The sequence below is a fragment of the Dactylosporangium thailandense genome (assembly GCF_059739745.1).
Genome location: NZ_AP029195.1, coordinates 3,654,061 through 3,674,474, shown reverse-complemented (window position 1 = coordinate 3,674,474; position 20,414 = coordinate 3,654,061). Strand labels below are relative to the sequence as shown.

At 72.2% G+C, this 20,414-nt stretch carries 17 protein-coding genes; 11 read left to right on the top strand and 6 right to left on the bottom strand.

Translation table 11 applies throughout. The features are described from left to right. The first annotated feature begins 1 nt into the window (after nucleotide 1). The 3 genes from AC6JBM_RS16505 to AC6JBM_RS16495 are packed head-to-tail and all read left to right on the top strand — an operon-like array spanning nucleotide 2 to nucleotide 4,019. On the top strand, nucleotides 2–1,486 hold the full coding sequence (locus tag AC6JBM_RS16505; RefSeq protein ID WP_497984473.1) for an ABC transporter permease subunit: 1,485 nt from the start codon (nucleotides 2–4) through the stop codon (nucleotides 1,484–1,486). Then, the gene (locus tag AC6JBM_RS16500) at nucleotides 1,483–2,328 is read left to right on the top strand and encodes a sugar ABC transporter permease (RefSeq protein WP_497984472.1); all 846 of its coding nucleotides are present in this window, start codon (nucleotides 1,483–1,485) and stop codon (nucleotides 2,326–2,328) included. Before AC6JBM_RS16505 ends, AC6JBM_RS16500 begins: the two co-directional genes overlap by 4 nt. Then, nucleotides 2,325–4,019 carry a glycoside hydrolase family 13 protein gene (locus tag AC6JBM_RS16495; RefSeq protein ID WP_497984471.1) on the top strand — a complete coding sequence of 565 codons (1,695 nt, stop codon included), beginning with the start codon at nucleotides 2,325–2,327 and terminating at the stop codon, nucleotides 4,017–4,019. Before AC6JBM_RS16500 ends, AC6JBM_RS16495 begins: the two co-directional genes overlap by 4 nt. A gap of 95 nt (nucleotides 4,020–4,114) precedes the next feature. On the opposite strand, the gene AC6JBM_RS16490 is transcribed toward AC6JBM_RS16495, so the two are convergent. Continuing rightward, on the bottom strand, nucleotides 4,115–5,563 hold the full coding sequence (locus AC6JBM_RS16490) for an MFS transporter (protein WP_497984470.1): 1,449 nt from the start codon (nucleotides 5,561–5,563) through the stop codon (nucleotides 4,115–4,117). Between the two features lie 134 nt (nucleotides 5,564–5,697). Between AC6JBM_RS16490 and AC6JBM_RS16485 the strand changes: the two genes are divergently transcribed. From AC6JBM_RS16485 to AC6JBM_RS16470, 4 genes are all read left to right on the top strand, one after another. Then, nucleotides 5,698–6,138 carry a MarR family winged helix-turn-helix transcriptional regulator gene (locus AC6JBM_RS16485; protein WP_497984469.1) on the top strand — a complete coding sequence of 147 codons (441 nt, stop codon included), beginning with the start codon at nucleotides 5,698–5,700 and terminating at the stop codon, nucleotides 6,136–6,138. A gap of 39 nt (nucleotides 6,139–6,177) precedes the next feature. Further along, entirely contained in the window at nucleotides 6,178–6,738 is a 561-nt protein-coding gene (locus AC6JBM_RS16480) for a cysteine hydrolase family protein (RefSeq protein WP_497984468.1), read from the top strand. A 435-nt stretch (nucleotides 6,739–7,173) separates the two neighbouring features. Further along, nucleotides 7,174–7,746: a hypothetical protein gene (locus AC6JBM_RS16475; protein WP_497984467.1), complete on the top strand. Its 573-nt coding sequence runs from the start codon at nucleotides 7,174–7,176 to the stop codon at nucleotides 7,744–7,746. A gap of 530 nt (nucleotides 7,747–8,276) precedes the next feature. Then, nucleotides 8,277–8,432 carry a hypothetical protein gene (locus tag AC6JBM_RS16470; RefSeq protein WP_497984466.1) on the top strand — a complete coding sequence of 52 codons (156 nt, stop codon included), beginning with the start codon at nucleotides 8,277–8,279 and terminating at the stop codon, nucleotides 8,430–8,432. Between the two features lie 111 nt (nucleotides 8,433–8,543). On the opposite strand, the gene AC6JBM_RS16465 is transcribed toward AC6JBM_RS16470, so the two are convergent. After that, nucleotides 8,544–11,873: a glycoside hydrolase family 3 C-terminal domain-containing protein gene (locus tag AC6JBM_RS16465; RefSeq protein WP_497984465.1), complete on the bottom strand. Its 3,330-nt coding sequence runs from the start codon at nucleotides 11,871–11,873 to the stop codon at nucleotides 8,544–8,546. Between the two features lie 347 nt (nucleotides 11,874–12,220). Between AC6JBM_RS16465 and AC6JBM_RS16460 the strand changes: the two genes are divergently transcribed. The 4 genes from AC6JBM_RS16460 (at nucleotide 12,221) to AC6JBM_RS16445 (ending at nucleotide 15,556) form a co-directional block, all read left to right on the top strand. Then, complete coding sequence (locus AC6JBM_RS16460) at nucleotides 12,221–12,559, top strand: hypothetical protein (protein WP_497986473.1); 339 nt, start codon at nucleotides 12,221–12,223, stop codon at nucleotides 12,557–12,559. 110 nt (nucleotides 12,560–12,669) lie between these two features. Beyond that, a complete protein-coding gene (locus AC6JBM_RS16455) occupies nucleotides 12,670–13,044 on the top strand; it encodes a roadblock/LC7 domain-containing protein (RefSeq protein ID WP_497984464.1) in 375 nt (124 codons plus the stop codon). Nucleotides 13,045–13,171: 127 nt separating this feature from the next. After that, the gene (locus AC6JBM_RS16450) at nucleotides 13,172–13,855 is read left to right on the top strand and encodes an RraA family protein (protein ID WP_497984463.1); all 684 of its coding nucleotides are present in this window, start codon (nucleotides 13,172–13,174) and stop codon (nucleotides 13,853–13,855) included. A 129-nt stretch (nucleotides 13,856–13,984) separates the two neighbouring features. Next, nucleotides 13,985–15,556, top strand: coding sequence for an Ig domain-containing protein (locus AC6JBM_RS16445; RefSeq protein WP_497984462.1), 1,572 nt, complete (start codon nucleotides 13,985–13,987; stop codon nucleotides 15,554–15,556). 45 nt (nucleotides 15,557–15,601) lie between these two features. Here AC6JBM_RS16445 and AC6JBM_RS16440 read toward each other — a convergent pair whose 3' ends face one another. Genes AC6JBM_RS16440 through AC6JBM_RS16425 form a run of 4 tightly spaced genes read right to left on the bottom strand, consistent with a single transcriptional unit; the run spans nucleotide 15,602 to nucleotide 20,386 of the window. After that, the gene (locus AC6JBM_RS16440; protein ID WP_497984461.1) at nucleotides 15,602–16,570 is read right to left on the bottom strand and encodes an ABC transporter permease; all 969 of its coding nucleotides are present in this window, start codon (nucleotides 16,568–16,570) and stop codon (nucleotides 15,602–15,604) included. Continuing rightward, a complete protein-coding gene (locus tag AC6JBM_RS16435) occupies nucleotides 16,567–18,051 on the bottom strand; it encodes a sugar ABC transporter ATP-binding protein (protein WP_497984460.1) in 1,485 nt (494 codons plus the stop codon). Before AC6JBM_RS16435 ends, AC6JBM_RS16440 begins: the two co-directional genes overlap by 4 nt. Then, entirely contained in the window at nucleotides 18,048–19,079 is a 1,032-nt protein-coding gene (locus tag AC6JBM_RS16430) for a sugar ABC transporter substrate-binding protein (RefSeq protein ID WP_497984459.1), read from the bottom strand. The genes AC6JBM_RS16435 and AC6JBM_RS16430 overlap by 4 nt, the downstream gene beginning before the upstream one ends. Then, the gene (locus tag AC6JBM_RS16425) at nucleotides 19,076–20,386 is read right to left on the bottom strand and encodes an enolase C-terminal domain-like protein (protein ID WP_497984458.1); all 1,311 of its coding nucleotides are present in this window, start codon (nucleotides 20,384–20,386) and stop codon (nucleotides 19,076–19,078) included. Before AC6JBM_RS16425 ends, AC6JBM_RS16430 begins: the two co-directional genes overlap by 4 nt. Between the last annotated feature and the right edge of the window lie 28 nt (nucleotides 20,387–20,414).

The following is a 20,414-nucleotide window of genomic DNA, read 5'->3' as shown; positions in this document are numbered from 1 at the left end:
CGTGAAGATTCCAGTCCTCGGGCTCGCGCTGGCGCTGGCGGTGTATGCCGCCTTCCCGCTGGCCGAGGCCCGTGCGTGGGGATGGCTCGCGGTTCTCGTCGTCGTGACCGGCATGATCTTCGCGATCTACCTGTCGCCGCGGGCCATCCCGGCGAAGTACCTCGTTCCTGGCGTGCTGTTCCTGCTGGCGTTCCAGGTCGTCCCGGTGCTGTACACCGTCGCCACCGCGTTCACCAACTACGGCGACGGGCACCGGGGCAGCAAGCAGGAGGCGGTCACCGCGATCCAGAGCGCCTCCGTGCGGCAGGTGCCGGGGTCGGTCGAGTACACGCTGTCGGTCGCGCTCGACGACGGCGGCCTCAAGTTCCTGCTGCTGTCGGCCGACGGGAAGGCCTATGTGGGCGACGCCTCGGGCCTGCGGGCGTTGGCGAACGCGACGGTCTCGGCCGGGCGGATCACCGCGGCGGACGGCTACCAGCTGCTCGACCTCGGGCAGGCCACCCAGCGCAACGACGAGATCCTCGCGTTCGCCGTGCCCACGGACGGCGGGGCGATCCGGGCCTCCGGGCTCACCCGCGCCTACACGGGCCAGGCCACCCGCTACTACGAGGCCGGCTGCGACTGCATCACCGACCGCGGCACCGGCAAGCGGTGGAAGGCCGACGAGGACACCGGCTCGTTCGTCGCCGACGACGGCGAGCACCTCGCCCAGGGCTGGAAGGTCAACGTCGGCCTCGCCAACTTCGGCCGGGTCATCACCGACTCGCGGATCGCGGGCCCGTTCCTGAAGACCCTCGTGTGGAACCTGGGGTTCGCGCTCGGGTCCGTGCTGGCGACGTTCGCGCTCGGGCTCGCCTGCGCGCTCGCGCTCAATGCGAAAATGCGGGGGCGCAGCTGGTACCGCGTGCTGCTCGTGCTGCCCTACGCGATGCCCTCGTTCGCGATGCTGCTGGTCTGGCGGGACCTGTTCAACCAGGACTTCGGGCTCATCAACCGGCTCACCGGCCTGCACGTGGACTGGTTCGGCACCCCGTGGACCGCGCGGCTGGCCGTGATCCTGGTGCAGCTGTGGCTCGGCTACCCGTACATGTTCCTCGTCGCCACCGGCGCGCTGCAGGCCATCCCGCGGGAGATGTCGGAGGCGGCCTCGATCGACGGCGCCACCCCGATGCAGCGCTTCCGCCGGGTCACCCTGCCGCTGCTGCTCGTCGCGCTCACCCCGCTGCTCATCTCGTCGTTCGCGTTCAACTTCAACAACTTCAACGCGATCTACCTGACCACCGAGGGCGCGCCGTTCGAGGCCGGCAACTCCAGCATCGGCGCGACCGACCTGCTCATCACCTACACGTACCGGCTCGCGTTCGGCGGCTCCGGCGCGCAGCTCGGCTTCGCGGCGGCGATCTCGGTGTACATCTTCGCCATCGTGGCCGTCGTCTCGGTCGTCGGCTTCCGCCGCAGCCGCAAGCAGGAGGAGGTCTACTCGTGATCGCCTGGGCCCGCACGACCGGCTGGCGGCACGCGGCCGGGCTCCTCGCCGTCGCCTTCTCGCTGTTCCCGATCGTCTTCGTCGTCTCCGCCGCCCTCAACCCGCTGGGCTCGCTGAGCTCGACGCAGCTCATTCCGAGCGCCGCGGGGCTGGGCAACTTCGGGGACCTGTTCTCGAAGACCGCGTTCCCGCACTGGTACCTCAACTCGATCCTCATCGCCGGGATCGCCGCCGCGGTGAGCGTGTTCCTGTCCATCCTGGCCGCATACGCGTTCTCCCGGATGCGGTTCAAGGGGCGCCGGGTCGGGCTCGTCTCCCTGCTGCTGATCCAGATGTTCCCGCAGTTCCTCTCGGTCGTGACCATCTACCTCATCTTCGCCGCGCTCGGCGACTACTACCCGGCGATCGGGCTCGACCGGCCGTGGGGGCTGATGCTGCTGTACCTCGGCGGCGCCCTCGGCGTGAACACCTGGCTCATGAAGGGCTTCCTGGACACCGTGCCCAAGGAGCTCGACGAGTCCGCGGTCGTCGACGGCGCCAGCCACGCCCAGATCTTCTTCCGGGTCACGCTGCCGCTGGTCGCGCCGATCCTCGCGGTCACCGGGCTGCTCGGGTTCATCGGCACCATCAACGAGGTGCTGCTGGCCAACGTGTTCCTGCACTCCGACGACGCCAAGACGCTCGCCGTCGGGCTCTACGGCCTCGTGGCCGAGCAGCGCAACGCCAACTTCGGGATGTTCTGCGCCGGCTCGCTGCTCACCGCGGTGCCGACGGTCGTCGTCTTTCAGGTGCTGCAGCGGTACATCGTGTCGGGCCTCACCACCGGGGCGGTGAAGGGATGAGCGTCCACCACGACGGGTCCGCGTTGTACGTGCCGGACCAGAACCCGCGGCTCGGCTCCAATGTGGACGTGCTGCTGCGGACGTCCCCGGGCGTCCGCTCGGTACACGTGCGGTCCATTGAGGACGGTGAGCCGCGGTTCGCCAAGGCCTCCGCCGAACGGCGCGGCGACGAGCTGTGGTGGCGGGCGAACGTCCTGGTGCGCAACCCCGTCACGCGGTACCGGTTCCTCGTCGACGGGGACTGGTACACCGTCCTCGGCCGCTTCGGCCACGACGTGCCCGACGACACCGACTTCCGGCTCGTCGCGCACCCGGGCCCGGCGCCGTGGACGCGCGAGGCGATCGTGTACCAGATCTTCCCGGACCGCTTCGCCCGCTCGGCCACGGCCCCGGCCACCCCCGGCTGGGCGGAGCGCTGCGAGTGGGACGATCCGGTCCGCGGGCACTCGAGGGAGTGGTACGGCGGCGACCTCGACGGCATCGCCCGGCGCCTGGACCACATCCAGGACCTCGGCGCCGACACCGTCTATCTCACGCCGTTCTTCCCGGCCCGCTCGAACCACCGCTACGACGCCGTCGCCTTCGACCGCGTCGACCCGCTGCTGGGCGGGGACCGGGCCCTGCGCCGCCTCGCCGACGCCCTGCACACGCGGGGGATGCGGCTCGTCGGCGACCTCACGACGAACCACACCGGGGTCGAGCACCCGTGGTTCGACCAGCCCGATCTGTACTACATGAGCGCCGACGGCGGCTACGAGTCCTGGCTCGGGGTGGCGTCGCTGCCGAAGCTCAACTGGCACTCGGCCCGGCTGCGCGAGCGGTTCGTGACCGATCCGGACTCGATCGTGCGGCGGTGGCTGCGGTACCTCGACGGCTGGCGCGTCGACGTGGCCAACATGACCGGCCGGCGCGCCGCGGACGACCTGACGCTCGAGGTCTCCCGGCTCATCGCGGACGCGGTCCGGGGCGCCCGTCAGGACGCCCTGCTGGTCGCCGAGCACGCCCACGGCGCCGGCGGCGACCTCGACGCCGGCGGCTGGCAGGGCACCATGAACTACGCCGGGTTCACCCGTCCGCTGTGGACCTGGCTGCGTGCTCCGTCGCTGGACCTGCCCGACTTCCTCGGTGTTCCCGGTCCCGTGCCCGCCCGCGACGGCCGGGCGTTCGTCGCGACGATGCGGGCCATGATGGCGACGATGTCCTGGCGTTCGTGGACCCACTCGTGGAACCTGCTCGGCAGCCATGACACGGCCCGCATCCGCACGGTCGTGGGCTCGGCCGGCCTGCACGAGGTCGCGACCGGGCTGCTCGCCACCCTGCCCGGCGTACCGATGATCTTCGCGGGCGACGAGTTCGGCCTGACCGGCACCAACGGCGAGCGGTCGCGCACCCCGATGCCGTGGCGCTCCGGCGCTTCGGTGCTGCCCTGGTACGGCCGGCTGCTCGCCCTGCGCCGCAAGCACCCGGCCCTGCGCGGCGGCGGGCTGCGCTTCGCCCACGTGTCCGCCGACGCGATCGCCTTCTGGCGCGAGACCCACGACGAGCGCCTGCTGGTGCTCGCCCGGCGCGCCTCGGGGCCTCCTGTCGCCCTGGACGTCGCCGAGGCGGCGAACCTCTACGGCGGGGCGGCGTGGAACGGCACCCTGCCCGGCGACGGGCCGACCCTGCAGATCTGGTCGGTCCCCGCGTAGCCGGGTGTTGTGTCGTGCCCCCGGTGCCGTGGCTTCCGTCAGCGCGGCCGGCGGCCCCCTGCGAGTGGTGCAGGAGACCGCCGCGCTGGACTTTCCTATCCGGCCACCGGGGTGAGCTCGGGATCCTCCGCCTCGAAGCGGTCGCGCTGCTCGCTGGCCGGCGGCTCGTGGCGGTGGCGGGGGATGAGCAGGGCCACGGCGACCGAGAGGGCCGCGGCCACGGCGAGGGCGACGAACGCCGCGGTGTAGGCGGACTCGGTCGGCAGGCCGTCGGCGCGCAGGTCGGCGGTGACGATGGAGCTCACGACCGCGGTGCCGATCGAGGCGCCGATGGTGCGGATGTTGGCGTTCATGCCGCTGGCCGCGCCCGTCTGGGCGATCGGGACGCTGTGCACGATGAGGGAGGTCATGGAGGCGTACGCGAGACCGATGCCGATGCCGAAGACCGCGCCGGCGGTGGCCACCTCCCACGGGTGGGTGTGGGCGAAGGCGAACGCGGCGCTGGCCGCGGTGGCCAGCAGCGAGCCGGCGATGACCTGCGCGCGGCTGCCGAACCAGGCGGCCATAGGGCCGCTGAGCATGCCCGCGACCGCCATCGTGGCCAGCATCGGCACCATGAGCAGGCCCGCCTGGCCGACCGTGGAGCCGAAGCCGTAGCCCGTCGAGGACGGGATCTGCATGAACTGGGGCAGGAACGCGTAGACGCCGAACATGCCGGCGCCGAACAGCAGCGCCACGATGTTCGTGGTCCACACGGCGGGCAGGCGCATCATGCGCATGTCGATGAGCGGGTTGCCCGAGCGCATCTCGACCGCGACCCACCCGGCGGCCAGCAGCGCGGCCGCCGCGAGCAGGCCGATGGTCAGCGGCGACGCCCAGCCCCACGCGTTGCCCTTGCTCAGCGGCAGCAGCAGCGCCACCAGCCAGCCCGACAGCAGCACCGCGGCGAGCCAGTTCACGCGCCCGCTGGAGCGCGACGGTGACGGCGGCACGAACCGCCAGGCCAGCAGGCCGGTGACCACGACGACGCCGAGCGGGATCCAGAACAGCCAGCGCCAGTTCAGCGCGGCCACGACCGGCCCGGCGAGCACGATGCCGAGCCCGCCGCCGAGCGCGATGACCGCCGACATCGCGCCGACCGCGGACACGACCCGGGCCGGCGGGAACTCGTCGCGGATGATGCCGAACGACAGCGGGAAGAGCGCCCCGCCGAGCCCCTGGATCACCCGCGCCACGATGAGGACGCCGATGTTGGGCGCGAGGGCGGCGAGCAGGCACCCGAGCGCGATGGCGGCGAGCGCGACCAGGAGCGTGCGCTCCTTGCCGATCATGTCGCCGATGCGGCCCATGAGCGGCGTGGCCACGGACGCGGCGAGCAGCCAGGCGGTCAGCACCCACGTCACGGTGCCCGCCGACGTGTGCAGGTCGCGCTGCATGACCGGCAGCACGGGGCTGACCAGCGACTGCAACATCGAGAAGGCTGCCGTGGACGCGGCGAGGACGCCGAACGTCAGCCGGTACGAGGACCGGGAAACTTGAGGCATGCCTCCACAATACCGGAGGCCAGCCTCCGGACAACGGCTTTTCGCGTGACGGGGATCGCATGACCTACTCCGCAGGGAAACTGTGTAGGCTTCCTACGTAGGCTTCCGATGGAGTCTTCGTGAGGGGGAGTTCTGTGGCGGAGCGATCGACCGGGGCGGCCGTGGCCGCGCGCGATCTGGTCGAGCTGTTCCGGCGGCTGCGGGCCCGGCTGCGCCAGGTGCCGTCGGGCGGCCTGACCCCGTCGCAGGCGGCGGTGGTGCTGCGCCTGCACCGCGACGGCGCCTCCTCGACCACCGTCCTGGCCCTGGCCGAGGGCGTCCGCTCGCAGTCGATGACCGGGACGCTCAACGCCCTCGACGAGCTCGGCCTCATCGAGCGCTCGCCCGACCCCGAGGACGGCCGGCGGCACATCATCACGCTCAGCGAGGCCGGCCGGGCCCGGGCCCTCGCCGACAAGCAGGACCGCAACGCGTGGCTCGCGCGCGAGATGGACCGCCGCTTTACCGAGGCCGAACTGGCCACCATCAACGAGGCCCTGACCCTGCTGGCCCGCCTCGGCGAGCCCACCGGCTGACCGCTGTTTCGCAAGACCGTTCGCAGAGAGGCAACCCGCATGTCCGAGACCCGTCCCGTGCTGCTCGCCATGGACTTCCAGCAGGGCATCGTCGACCGCGCCGGCGGCGGCGCCGCCCTCGAGGCCGTGGGCCGCGCGATCGAGGCCGCCCGCGGCGCCGGCATCCCCGTCATGTACGTCCGCGTCGCCTTCCGCCCCGGCTACCCGGAGGCGTCGGCGACGAACCGGACCTTCGGCGCCATCAGCCAGGCCGGCGACACCATGACCCAGGACCACCCGGCGACCCAGCTGCACGCCGACCTGCCGGTACGGCCGGACGAGCCGGTGATCGTCAAGCGCCGGGTGAGCGCCTTCAGCGGCAGTGACCTGGACGTCCTGCTGCGCGGGGCCGGGGCGAACGCCCTGATCCTGGCCGGCATCTCGACCAGCGGCGTGGTCCTGTCAACCTTGCGCCAGGCCGCGGACCTGGACTACGCCCTGACCGTCCTGTCCGACGCCTGCGCCGACCCGGACGAAGAGATCCACCGCGTGCTGACCGAGAAGATCTTCCCCCGCCAGGCCACGGTCACCACGGCCGACGAGTGGATCAAGTCCCTCTGACCCGGGCGGGTGGCGGCCTGGCGTGCCGTTGTGGACGACCGCGGCCCGGTTGTGGCGGCTGCGGGAACCTTGGACGGTGGCGGCGGCGTCGGACTGCGCGTGACGAGACGTGTGCGCGCGGTGGTGGCCGTCGCGTGACCCGGGTGTGGTGGTGATGGTGGTGGGCCGCGTCGAGTGCGCGTGACGAGACGCGTGCGTACGGTGGTGGCGGTTGCGTGGCTCGGTTGTGGTGGCGGCGTCGGAGTGCGCGTGGCGAGACGCGTGCGTGCGGTGGTGGTGGCCGCGTGGCTCGGTTGTGGTGGCGGCGGGAACCGTGACGGTGGTGGCGGCGTCGGAGCGCGCGTGACGAGACGCGTGCGTGCGGTGGTGGTGGCCGCGTGGCTCGGTTGTGGTGGCGGCGGGAACCGTGACGGTGGTGGCGGCGTCGGAGTGCGCGTGACGAGACGCATGCGCGCGGTCGTGGTGGCCGCGCTGCTCCTGACCCTGACCGGATGCGCACGCTCCGCAGCCGACCCCGCGGCCCGGCCGCCCTCCGCGGCCGCCCCCGCGGTTCAGTCGCCGTCCGCGGCCGGCGACTGGCCCGCGGGCGTCAAGGAGGCCGAGGTCTACACGGCCGTTCTGCACCGATACCTCGCCACGCGCTCCGAGAACTCCATCTCGGAGAACGGCTTCGCGACGACCTACGTCCTCGACCACGACGCCGACGGCGCCGCGATCGCGGACAACACCCAGCACCAGGTCACGGTGGCCCTGTCCGACGTGACGACCGTGCACTTCATCGCCGACCGCGAGTCGGTGCTGACCCACAGCAACGGCTGCGCCATGGTCAAGGACGGCGGCATCCTCATCACGCTCGGTCGACCGGACGGCGACGACAACGAGGTCAGGGTCCGCGTCCACGGCTTCGTCGCCTGCCTGGGCGCGACGAGGCTGACGTACGTCGTGGAGAACTCCCCGGGCCCCGGCTGGACCGTGACCGGCACGACCGGCTCGTTCGAGGTGGCCTGAGCCGGCCGCTCGGTCGCGGTGTGCGAACCGCCCGAGTTTGGTTGCGGTGCGTGGGCTGTCCGAGCGTGGTCGCGCGTGTGGAGCGTTCGAGCGTGGTCGCGGTGTGTGAAGCGCCTCGAGTTTGGTTGCGGTGCGTGGACTGTCGGGGCAGGCCCAGTCCGAGCGTGGTCGCGCGTGCGGAGCGTTCGACTGTGGTCGCGGTGTGCGAACCGCCCGAGTTTGGTCGCGGTGTGCGAGCCGTCCGAGTTTGGTTGCGGTGCGTGGGCTGTCCGAGCGTGGTCGCGGTGTGCGAACCGCCCGGGCCGCGGTCGCGGAGTCGGCGGTGCCGGTGGCGTGGTACGTGTCGCCGAGGCGCCGCGCGACGTCGACCCGGCGGAGTGGCCCCGCGGCACCCTCGGGGACGACCGGCGTCCGCCGCGCCCGGACGGTTTGCTGCGGACTCGGGGACGACCGGCGCCCGCCGCGTCCGGACGGTCGGCTGCGGATGTAGCCGGCGGGGGCCGCCTTCGTGGTGGTGGGGACGTCCCGGCGTGGGTCTGTCGCACCCGGCGGCGCCGGCGACCACAACCGCCACGCGGGAGTTGCGCCTGGTGGTCACGGTCGAGGCCGACACGGCCGAGCGGGCGCACGGGTGGGCCGGCGCCTCGAAGGTCGCCGGCCCGCGCGTGCTCACGAGTACAGGTTGAGCTCCGCGATCGACCACCAGCTCGTCGACGTGCCCGTCTGCGTGATCCGGACGTAGCGCGCCGTCACCGACGGGTGGGCCGGCGCCTCGAAGGTCGCCGGCCCGCCCGTGCTTACGAGTACAGGTTGAGCTCCGCGATCGACCACCAGCTCGTCGACGTGCCCGTCTGCGTGATCCGGACGTAGCGCGCCGTCACCGAGTTGAAGCCGGTGGTCACCTGGGCTGCGGTGCCGGTGCCGGTCGCGATCGGTGCGCCCCAGGAGACCCCGTCCGCGGAGACCTGGATCTGGTAGCCGCGGGCATAGTCCGCCGCGCTCCCGCCCGAGTCCATGCGCAGCTCCTTGAACGTCCGCGCCGCGCCCAGGTCCAGCTGCAGCCACTGGCCGTTCGCCATCGGCGTGCCCGTCGACCAGCGCGTCCCGGTGTCGCCGTCCAGGACCCGGGCCGGCACGTCGGTGCCGCCCGTCGCCGAGGCCGTGGCCGTCCAGCCGGTCCGGGGCAGGACTCCGGTCGCCGGGGGAACGGTGCCGGACGTGTCCAGGTTCAGCTCCGCGATCGACCACCAGCTCGTCGACGTGCCCGTCTGCACGATCCGGACGTAGCGGGCCGTCACCGCGGCGAAGCCGACGGTCACCTGGGCCGCGGTGCCGGTGCCGGTGGCGATCGGGGCGCTCCACGTGACGCCGTCCGCGGAGGTCTGGATCTGGTAGCCGCGGGCGTAATCGTTCGGGCTGCCGGCCGAGTCCATGCGCAGGCGGTCGAAGGTCTGCGCGGAGCCGAGGTCGACCTGGAGCCACTGGCCGTTCGCCATCGGGGTGCCGGTCGACCAGCGCGTCCCGGTGTCGCCGTCCACAACCCGGGCCGGCACGTCGGCGCCCGCGGTGGAGGACGCGGTCACCGTCCACGCGGTCCTCGGAAGCGGGTTGTACACACCATTGGTGCCGCCGATGGACACCTGGCCGGTGAGGCGGATGTCCCGGGACGAGGCGCCGACGTAGACCTGGTGCGTGCCGGCGGTCGTGGTCCACGCGGTGCCCCAGGTCTGGAAGCTGCGCGCGTCCAGGGTCACCGTCACGCGCTGGGTCTGGCCCGCGGCCAGCGAGACCTTCGCGAAGCCGCGCAGGTTCTTCGGGGGCTCGCCGGTGCTCGCGGGCTGCCCGACGTACACCTGCGGCACCTCGGCCCCGGCGCGCGTGCCGGTGTTGGTGACGTCGAACGCGACCGCCACGCGGCCGGTCGCGTCCGGGGTGGCGACGGTCAGGTTGCTGTAGGTGAAGGTGGTGTACGACAGCCCGTGACCGAACGGGAAGAGCGGGGTCACGTTCTGGGCGTCGTACCAGCGGTAGCCGACCTTGAGCCCTTCGGAGTACTGCACCTGCCCGCCCTGCCCCGGCCACTGTGCCGTGGTGTTCGCGGGCACGTCGGCCAGCCGCGCCGGGAACGTGACCGGCAGGCGGCCGGTGAAGTTCGCGTCGCCGTAGAGCAGGGCCGCGAGCGCGTTGCCGTCCTCCTGGCCCGGGTACCACGCCTCGACGACGGCCTTCACGCTGTTCACCCAGGGCATGGCGACCGCCGAGCCGCTGTTGACCACGACCACGGTGTTCGGGTTGACCGCGGCCACGTCGGCGACGAGCTGGTTCTGGGCCGCGGAGAGGTCGATGCCGGCCAGGTCGGAGCCCTCGGACTCGAAGTTGTCGACGAAGACGAGGGCGGTGCCGGCGCCGCGGGCGGCCGCGATCGCCTGGTCGTGCACGGACTGGCCCGGTGCCGACCAGCCCAGGGTCAGGTTGCTCGCGCCGCCGCCCTGGAAGTAGTCGACCTCGACGCTCACGTTCTGCCCGGCGCTCAGCGTGACCGAGCCGGTGCGGGTGGTGCTGCCCTGATTGAACCAGTTGTTGATGACCTGCTGGCCGTTCACGATGAGCCGGCTGCCGTCGTCGCTGGTCAGGGAGAACTGGTACGTGCCGCTCACGGTCGGGTGGAGCGTGGCGGTGTACCGCGCCGACCAGTTCGTCGCGTTGACCCCCGGTGCCGGGGAGGCGCCGCCCCACACCTTGTCGATCGCGGTCTCGGCCCGGGTGAGCACCGCGGTGCCGGAGAGGTCGGTGCTGTTGTAGTACGCCGCCGTGAGCCCGGTGAACGCGCCGGCCGGCACGGGGGGCAGCGCGCCGTCGGCGGCCGGGATGCCGGGCGCGTAGACGGCGGAGGCGCTGCGGGCGTGGATGGCGTCGTAGGGCGTGACCACGTAGGGCGCGTTGACCGCGGCGCTGCCGCCGCCCTGGACCATCGCGCGGGTGCCGCCGCCCGGGCCGATCACCGCGACCGTCGCGCCGCCGGCCAGGGGCAGCGCGTTGCCGGCGTTCTTCAGCAGGACCGCACCGTCGCGCGCGACCTGACGCGCGACGTCGGCGTGGGCGGACGTCGTCACGACCGCGGCCGTGTCGACCGTCTGCGTCTTGTCGAACAGGCCGCGGCGGAACATCGACAGCAGGATGCGCCGCACGTGGTCGTCGATCGTCGCCTGGGACACCTGGCCGTTCTGCACCGCCGTGGTGAGCGCGGCGCCGAAGTACTGGCTGCCGGGCATCTCCATGTCGAGCCCGTTGTTCGCCGAGGCGACGGTCGAGTGGGTGGCGCCCCAGTCCGAGGTGATGAAGCCGGTGAAGCCGAGGTCCCGCTTGAGCACGTCGTTCTGCAGCGGCCCGTTCTCGCAGGCGAAGGCCCCGTTGACGGCGGAGTAGGAGCACATCGCCGAGTCGGCCTGGCCCTGCTGGACGGCGGCCTCGAAGGCGGGCAGGTAGATCTCGCGCTGGGTGCGCGCGGCCACGATCGCGTTGTCGGACAACGTGTTGCGGTTGGTCTCCTGGTTGTACGCCGCGTAGTGCTTGACCTGGGCCATCGGGCCCTGGCTCTGGATGCCCTGGATGTCGGCGGCGCCGATCTGCCCGGCCAGGTACGGGTCCTCGCCGAACGACTCGAACGCGCGGCCCCAGCGCGGGTCGCGCACGATGTTGACGGTCGGGGCGAGCACCACGTTCGTGCCCTTGCCCCACTGCTCGGCGCCGAGGACCTCGCCGTAGCGGCGGGCCAGGGCGGTGTCCCAGGTCGCGGCGGAGGCGACCGGGGCCGGCAGCTGGGTGACGCCGGTGAACCCGTCGCCGGCGCCGACCGGGCCGTCCTGCAGCCGGATCTGCGGGATGCCGAGCCGCGTGTTGGCATCGACGCACCCGGCGAAGCCGCAGCCGGCCCCGCCGTGCAGCATGGTGAGCTTCTCGGCCTGGGTCATGGCGGCGAGCAGCTCGTCGGCGCGCTGCGCGGGGGTCTGGGTGGCGTCGCGCCAGGGCTGGTCGGCGGCCTCGGCGGCGCGGATCCCGGCGACGAGCCCGCCGGTCAGCGCGGCGGCGAGGGCCGCGGCGAGCAGGGCACGGCGAAGTGACGGCATGATGCTCCGATCGTGGTCATGGCGGTGACCGCACGGCGCTTGGGAGAGCGCTCTCCGAGCCTCGCGTGCGGTGCCGGGACTGTCAAGAGTCTCGATTTCCGAACCGCCTGTGACCAGCGTCGATCCGTCGTACTTGCACGTGCGTCATCGCAGTATGATCACATCGGGCGACCCAGCGTCACCGGGGCATCGGCTGGCAGGTCAGTTGGCGATTGGCCGAGTGTCTGAAACCTGTGACGAAACGTGCGCGGAGTGATCGTCCTGTGTCAGGCTCGGGCGCGTTGCAGTTGCTTGAACAGTCGGAGGCAGGCTTGACCAGCAACCTTGACGTCGCGCTCAAGGGCGCGATGAACATCGACGGCGCCATCGCCGTCGCGCTCGTGGACTACACCAGTGGCATGACCCTCGGCACGCTCGGCGGGGGCCCCGACTTCGACATCACCGTGGCCGCGGCCGGCAACACGGACGTCGTGCGGGCCAAGCTGCGCACCATCGACATGCTCGGGCTGCCGGACAAGGTCGAGGACATCCTCATCACGCTCGACAGCCAGTACCACATCATCCGTCCCCTGGGCTCGCTCGGCGGCCGCGGGCTCTTCCTCTATCTGGCGCTGGTCAAGACCCGCGCCAACCTCGCGCTGGCCCGTCACCAGCTGCGCCAGATCGAAGAGGGCCTCGAGCTGTGACCTATTTCGGGACTGCGACGCCACCCGACGCGGACGGTTTGCCGCGCCGCGCCCCGGTGGAGCAGACCTGGGGTGGCACGGCGGGAACGTTCGGCACCAGGATCGACCCGATGGCCGCCGCGCTCGCGGCGGTCCGCTCGGAGCTGTCGGACCTGCGCCTGCGGGTGCCGGGCGTGCGGGGCTCGGCCGTCGGCGGGGTCGACGGCCTGCTCATCACGCACGACCTGCCGCCGGGTCTCGAGCCGGCCGACCTGGCGGCGCTGGCCGCGACCACCTTCGGGCTGGGGCGGCAGACCGCGCTGGTGCTCGGGCAGAACCCGTTCCGCGACGCCACGCTGCGCAGCGAGGGCGGGTACTTCACCGTCTACGCCATCAACCCGACCAGCCTGCTGGCGGTCCTCGGCGACGACGGCATCAACGTGGCGCGCCTGCACCTCGAGGCCCGCCCCGCGGTCGCCCGGGTCGCCGCACTGCTGCCGCAATAAGCAACCAGCACCAACAGCGGAACCAGCACCAAAAGCAGAACCAGCACCAACAGCAGAACCAGAACCAGAACCACCCGCGCCGAATTGGCTCCGGCGGATGACACCCGCGCCGGGCCATGATGACGCGGTGCCCGACTTCACGGATCTCACCACCCCGCTCGTCGCCGATGCCTGTGTACGCGCCGGCATCGCCCCGCGGATCGCGCCCGCCGGCATCAGACCCGTCATTCCCGGGACGCGCCTGGCCGGACGGGTGCTCCCCGCCCGCCACTACGGCAGCGTCGACGTCTTCCTCGAGGCGTTCGGCGCGGCCGAGCCGGGCGACGTGCTCGTCGTGGACAACGGCGGACGCACCGACGAGGCCTGCGTCGGCGACCTGACCGTGCTCGAGGCCGCCGCGGCCGGAGTCGCCGGCCTGGTCGTCTGGGGCCTGCACCGCGACACCGCCGAACTGCTCGAGATCGGCCGGCCGGTGTTCAGCTACGGCGCTCTCCCGCTGGGCCCGTTGGGCGTCCGCGAGTCCGAGAGCCTCTCGTCCGCCCGCTTCGGCCCCCATGTCGTCACCGCGGGCGACCTGGTGCTGGCCGACGACGACGGGGTCGTGTTCCTCGCGGCCGACCGGGCCGACGACATCCTGGGCAAGGCCCGGGACATCCGCGACACCGAGCGCGAGCAGGCCGCGCGGATCCGGGCGGGGGAGACGCTGCGGCGCCAGACCGCGTTCGACGACTACCTCGCGCGCCGGGCGGCCGATCCCGGGTACACCTTCCGCCGGCACCTGCGCCGGGTCGGTGGGGCCATCGAGGAGTAGACGCAGGGCCAGGCATAGGGTCCACCGTCGTTGACGGGGAAGTTCGTCAATGTGAGGGTGCGAATCACATTGACGGGCGGCTACGCGTAGCCCACGACCGCCGCGCGTACCCCGACGAAGGGATCCCCCATGCGCAAGAGACGGACACTCGCAGTCGGCGCGGCCATCCTCGCCGTCGCCGCGAGCGTCGTCGCCGGCCCGGCGCCTGCTCAGGCGCTCGCGGTCACCGGCCTGGGCTCGACGATCGCGCTGAACAACTGCTCGGGCTCGCTGGTGCGGTGGCCGCAGTCGGTCGACTCCGACCGGGCCATGCTGCTCACCAACGGGCACTGCTACGAGAACGGGTTCATCCCTGCGGGCCAGGTCTACACGAACCGCGCCAGCACGCGCTCCGGGACGCTGCTGAGCGACAGCGGCGCGGCGCTGGGCACGGTGAAGGCCGACAAGCTCATCTACGGCACCATGACCGGCACGGACGTCTCGCTGTACCAGCTCACCGACACGTTCGCGCAGATCAAGTCGAAGTACAGCAACACCACCGCGCTCACCGTGGCCGCCACCCGTCCGGCCGACGGCACCGCGATGACCATCCCGTCGAGCTACTGGAAGCAGGTCTGGACCTGCAACATCAACGGGTTCGTGCCCACCCTGCGTGAGGACACGTGGACGTGGCACGACTCGATCCGGTACAACACCGGCTGCCAGACCACCCACGGCACCTCGGGCTCGCCGATCGTGCGCACGTCGGACCGGGCCATCATCGGCATCAACAACACCGGCAACGACGACGGGCAGAGCTGCACGCTCAACAACCCGTGCGAGGTCGACGCGAACGGCAACGTGACCGTCCACCAGGGACAGTCCTACGGCGAGCAGACGTACTGGTTCACCACCTGCCTGAACGCCTCGCGCGCCATCGACCTCACGGTCTCGGGCTGCCTGCTCACCGGGGCGAGCGCGCCGGGCAACACGGTCACCGTGTCCAACCCGGGCGCGCAGACCGCGACGGTCGGCACCGCGAAGTCGCTGCAGATCACCGCGACGGACTCGGCGTCGGGCCAGACGCTGACCTACTCGGCGACCGGGCTGCCCGCGGGCCTGAGCATCAACGCGAGCACCGGGCTCATCTCCGGCACCCCGACGACCGCCCAGACCACCACGAGCACCGTGACCGCCCGCGACACCACCGGCGCCACGGGTAGCGCGAGCTTCACGTGGACGGTCAGCGGCGGGGGCGGCGGCTCCTGCAGCGGCCAGAAGCTCACGAACCCGGGCTTCGAGTCGGGCGCGACGGGCTGGACGGGCACCACGGGCGCGATCGGGCAGTGGTCCTCGCAGGGCCAGGCCGCGCACGGCGGGACCTACAGCGCATGGCTGCTCGGGTACGGCTCCACGCACACCGAGAGCATCTCGCAGTCGGTCACCATCCCGGCCGGCTGCTCGGCGACGCTGACGTTCTGGGTGCACGTCGACTCCGCGGAGACCACGACCACGACGGCCTACGACAAGCTGACCGTCACCGCGGGCTCCACGACCCTGGCCACGCTGTCGAACCTGAACAAGGCGACGGGGTACGTGCAGAAGTCGTACAGCCTCAGCGCGTTCGCGGGCCAGACCGTCACGCTCAAGTGGAACGGCACCGAGGACTCCTCGCTGCAGACGTCCTTCGTCATCGACGACGCGGCCGTCACCGTCAGCTGATGAGACGGGGTGGGACCGGCCCCGGACCGGTCCCACCCACCGCCGTCAGTCCTGCGCCTTGCCCGTGGTGAGCCGGGCGAGCACCAGCGCGACGAGGATGATCAGGCCGTACACCGCCTGAATCCACTGCGCCGAGACCCCGGCCAGGGTCAGGATGTTGCTGATGAGGCCGAGCACGAGCACGCCGCACAGCGCGCCGAGCAGGGTGCCCTTGCCGCCGTTCATGCTCACCCCGCCGATGACCGCCGCGGCGAACACCTGGAAGATCATGCCGGAGCCCTGGGCGGCCGCGACGGAGCCGAGGCGGCCGGTCATGAGCAGCCCGGCGAGCGCGGCGAGCACCCCGGCGACCATGAACACGATCCACATCACGCGGTCGGCGCGGATGCCGGCCGCCCGGGCCGCGTCGGCGTTGCCGCCGATCGCGTAGACCGCCCGGCCGTGGCGGAACCAGCCGAGCACGGCGATGCCCGCCGCGAAGATCACCGCGCACAGCCAGATCGACAGGGGCAGCCCGAGCCAGGTGGCGTTGCCGAGGTACAGCACCGACGGGGGCAGCTCGAACAGGTTCTGCCCGCCGGTGACGCCGATCTGCAGCCCGCGCAGCTGGATGAGCATGCCGAGCGTGACGATGAACGCCGACAGCCCGAAGCGCAGGATCAGCAGCCCGTTGAGCGCCCCGACGGCCAGCCCGACCAGCAGGCAGATCGGCACGGCGAGGGCGTCGGACCACTCGGTGCCGATGCCGTTGCTGGCCGCCGGGATGACCAGGGCCACGCCGAGCGCCGGGGCGAGGCCGACGGTCGACTCCAGCGACAGGTCGAACCGGCCGCCGATGAGGATGAGCGTCTCGGCCAGCACCAGCAGGGACAGCTCGGTCTGCTGCTGCAGGACGTTGACGAGGTTGGCCCGGGACAGGAAGACCGGGTCGATCAGCGCGCCGACGACCAGCAGCACGACGATGGCGGGCAGCAGCGCGAGGTCGCGCATCCGCGCGGCGGACAACGTGGTCACGTGGCGACTCCTTCGACGGCGGCGACCACGTCGGTGTCGCTCCACCCGGCCGGCAGCTCGGCGGTGACCCGCCCGTGGAACATGACGAGGACCCGGTCGCAGTGGCGCAGGTCGTCGAGCTCGTCGGAGACCATGAGCACGCCCGTGCCCGCGTCGGCGGCGGCGCGGACCGCCCCGAGCAGCGACTCCTTCGAGCGCACGTCGACGCCCGCGGTCGGGTTGATGAGCACGAGCACCCGCGGGCCGCTCGACAGCGCCCGGGCCAGGACGACCTTCTGCGCGTTGCCGCCGGACAGGCTCGCGACCGGGGCGGCGGCGCTCTCGGTGCGGATGTCGTACCGGGCGATGAGCTCCTCCGCCACGGCCCGCCGCCGCGCGGGCACGACGACTCCGGCCGGGCCGAGGCGCCCGGCGATCGGCAGGGTGGCGTTCTCGGCCACGGACAGCAGCGGCACGAGACCCTCGCGGTGCCGGTCCTGGGGCACCAGGCCGATCCCGGCGGCGAGGGCCGCGGGAACGCCGGGGCGCACCGCGGTACCGCCGACGAACACCGAACCCGAGGACGCCTTGCGCAGCCCGCCCACCGTCTCGGCCAGGGCGACCTTGCCGCTGCTCCCCGAACCCGTCAGGCCCACGATCTCGCCGGCCCGCACGTCCAGCGTTGCCGGTTCGAACGCGTCGTGCAGCGCAAGGCCCTCGAGGCGCAGCACCGTCGACGTCCCGGCGCAGGACCGGGCAGCGACCGCGGTCAGGCCGGTGGCCTCGCCCGTCATCGCCGCCACGAGCGCGTCGTGGGAGACGGCGGAGACGGGCTCGGTGAGCACCCAGCGCGCGTCGCGCAGGACGGTGACGGTGTGGCAGACGTCGTACACCTCCCGCAGATGATGCGAGATGAACAGCATCGTGACGCCGGACTCGCTCAGGGACCGCAGGCGCGCGAACAGGCGGTCGATGGCGGGCGCGTCGAGGCGGGCGGTCGGCTCGTCGAGGATGATGAACCGGGCGCCCTGGGACAGGGCCCGCGCGATCTCGACGAGCTGGCGCTGCTCGACGCCGAGGTCCCCGGCCGGGACGCCGGGGTCGACGTCGACGGCGTACTCGGCCAGCAGCTGCGCCGCCCGCCGGCGCAGCGCGGGCCAGCGGATGAGGGTGCCCTGGCGGTTGAGGAACAGGTTCTCGGCCACGGTCAGGGCCGGGATGATGGTGGAGCGCTGGTAGACGCAGGCGACCCGGGCCCGCCAGGCACGGCGGTCGGCGATCGGCGGGGCGGGCCCGTCGCCGAAGCGGATCTCGCCGCCGTCCGGGGCGCTGAGCCCGGTCAGCAGCGAGACCAGCGTCGACTTGCCGGCGCCGTTGCGCCCGACGAGCGCGTGGGTCTCGCCGGGCGCGATGCGCATCGAGACCTCGCACAGCGCCGTGGTGGCCCCGAAGCGCCGGGTGACGCTCACGGCCTCCACGGCGGGGGTGTCGGCGGACATCATGACCCGATCTGGTTGCCCCACAGGGCCTTGTCCTCGACGTTGTCCTTGGTGACCAGCGGGGCGGGCAGCTGGTCCTCGAGCACGCCGTCGCGGACCTGGACGATGGTGCTGCCGTGGTCGGTCGGGCCGGGCTGGAACGTCTTGCCCTCGACCGCGGCCTTGGCGTAGAAGAGCGCGTACTTCGCGTAGAGGTCGGCCGGCTGGGAGACGGTCGCGTCGATCTCGCCCTTGCGGATCGCGTCGAACTCCTGCGGGATGCCGTCGTTGGAGACGATGGCGATGTGCTTGGGGTCGGCCGGCGGCACCAGCAGGTTCTTGGAGCGCAGCAGCTGCAGCGTGGGAGCCAGGAACACGCCGCCGGCCTGCATGTAGATGCCGTTGATGTCGGGGTGCTGGGCGAGGCGGGTCTGCAGCGCGGCCGAGGCCTTGGCGCCCTCCCAGTCGGTGGGCTCGGCGAAGACGGTGATGCCGGGGAACTTGCCGCGCATGCACTCGGCGAACGCGTCGGACCGGTCGCGCCCGTTGACCGAGCTCAGCGCCCCCTGGAACTCCACGACCTTGCCCTTGCCCCCGAGCTTCTGGCCCAGGAACTCACAGGCTTTCTGGCCGTACGCCCGGTTGTCGGCCCGCACCACCATGAACACCTTGCCCTTGTCGGGCCGCGTGTCGACGGTGACCACGGGGATCTTCTTCTGCTCCAGGGTGGTGAGCGTGGTGGCGATGGCGCCGGTGTCCTGCGGTGCCATCACGATGGCCTTGGCGCCCTGGCTCGTCAGGGCCTGGGTGTTGGCGACGAGCTTGGCGATGTCGTTCTGCGAGTTGGTGGGCGTCATCAGGTTGATGCCGCTCTCCTTGGCGTACTGCGGGATGTACTTGGCGTAGGAGTTCCAGAAGTCGGAGTCGGCGCGGGGCAGGTCCACGGCGATTTGGGCACTGCCGGGGTTCGTTGGAGCCTCACCCCCGGCGTCACCGCAGGCGGCGAGGGAGACGAGCAGGGCGGCGGCGACGAGCGGCGGGAGCGTTCTCATGACGGGGCCTCGTTCCAGATCGGACCGTCGGGAAAGGCGTAGCGGGCGCGGCTCTCGGGCCGCATGGTGGAGCTGAACCCGGGCGCGGTCGGCGCCAGATAGCGGCCGGCGCGGAGGCGGACCGGGTCCGTGAAGTGTTCGTGGAGATGGTCGACGTACTCGATGACGCGGTTGTGCGTGCTGCGCGAGACGGCCACGAAGTCGAACATCGACAGGTGCTGCACCAGCTCGCACAGCCCCACCCCGCCCGCGTGCGGGCAGACCGGGACACCGAACTTGGCCGCCAGCAGCAGGATCGCCACGTTCTCGTTCACCCCGGCGACGCGGGCGGCGTCGAGCTGGACGAACGAGAGCGCCCGCAGCTGCAGCAGCTGCTTGAACACGACCCGGTTCGGCACGTGCTCGCCGGTCGCGACCGGGATCGGCGCGATGCGGCGGGCGATCTCGGCGTGCCCGACGACGTCGTCGGGCGAGGTGGGCTCCTCGACCCACCACGGGTGGAACGGCGCGAGGGCCCGGACCCACTCGACGGCGGTGTCCACGTCCCAGCGCTGGTTGGCGTCGACGGCGATGCGCACGCGCGGGCCGCAGACCTCCCGGGCGATGCGCAGCCGGCGGATGTCGTCGCCGAGATCGGCGCCGACCTTGAGCTTGATCTGGGTGAAGCCGGCCGCGACGGCCTCGCGGCACAGGCGGGTGAGCTTGGCGTCGTCGTAGCCGAGCCAGCCGGGCGAGGTCGCGTAGGCCGGGTAGCCGTCGGCGAGCAGCGCCGCGACGCGCTCCTCGCGCCCCTCCGCGCCGGGCTTGAGGATCTCGAGGGCCTCGGCGGGGGTGAGGGCGTCGGTGAGGTACCGGAAGTCGACGAGCTCCACGAGCTCCTCCGGCGGCATCGAGGAGAGCAGCCGCCACAGCGGCAGCCCGGCCCGCTTGGCCTTGAGGTCCCACAGGGCGTTGACCACGGCGGAGATCGCCATGTGCATGACGCCCTTCTCGGGGCCGAGCCAGCGCAGCTGGGAGTCGTGCACCAGCTCGCGCCACAGGCCGCCCAGGTCGCCGAGCACGTCGGCGGCCGGACGTCCGACGAGGTACGGCCGCAGCGCCCGGATCGCGGCGGTCTGCACCTCGTTGCCGCGGCCGATCGTGAAGGCGAACCCGTGCCCCTCGTGGCCGTCGGCGGCGTCGGTGCGCAGGACCACGTAGGCCGCCGAGTAGTCGGGGTCCGGGTTCATCGCGTCGGAGCCGTCGAGCCTGCGGGAGGTCGGGAACCGCACGTCGGAGGTGTCCAGCGAAACGAACCGGTCGCTCATACATCGGATGTTTAGCAGGCCCCAGGCG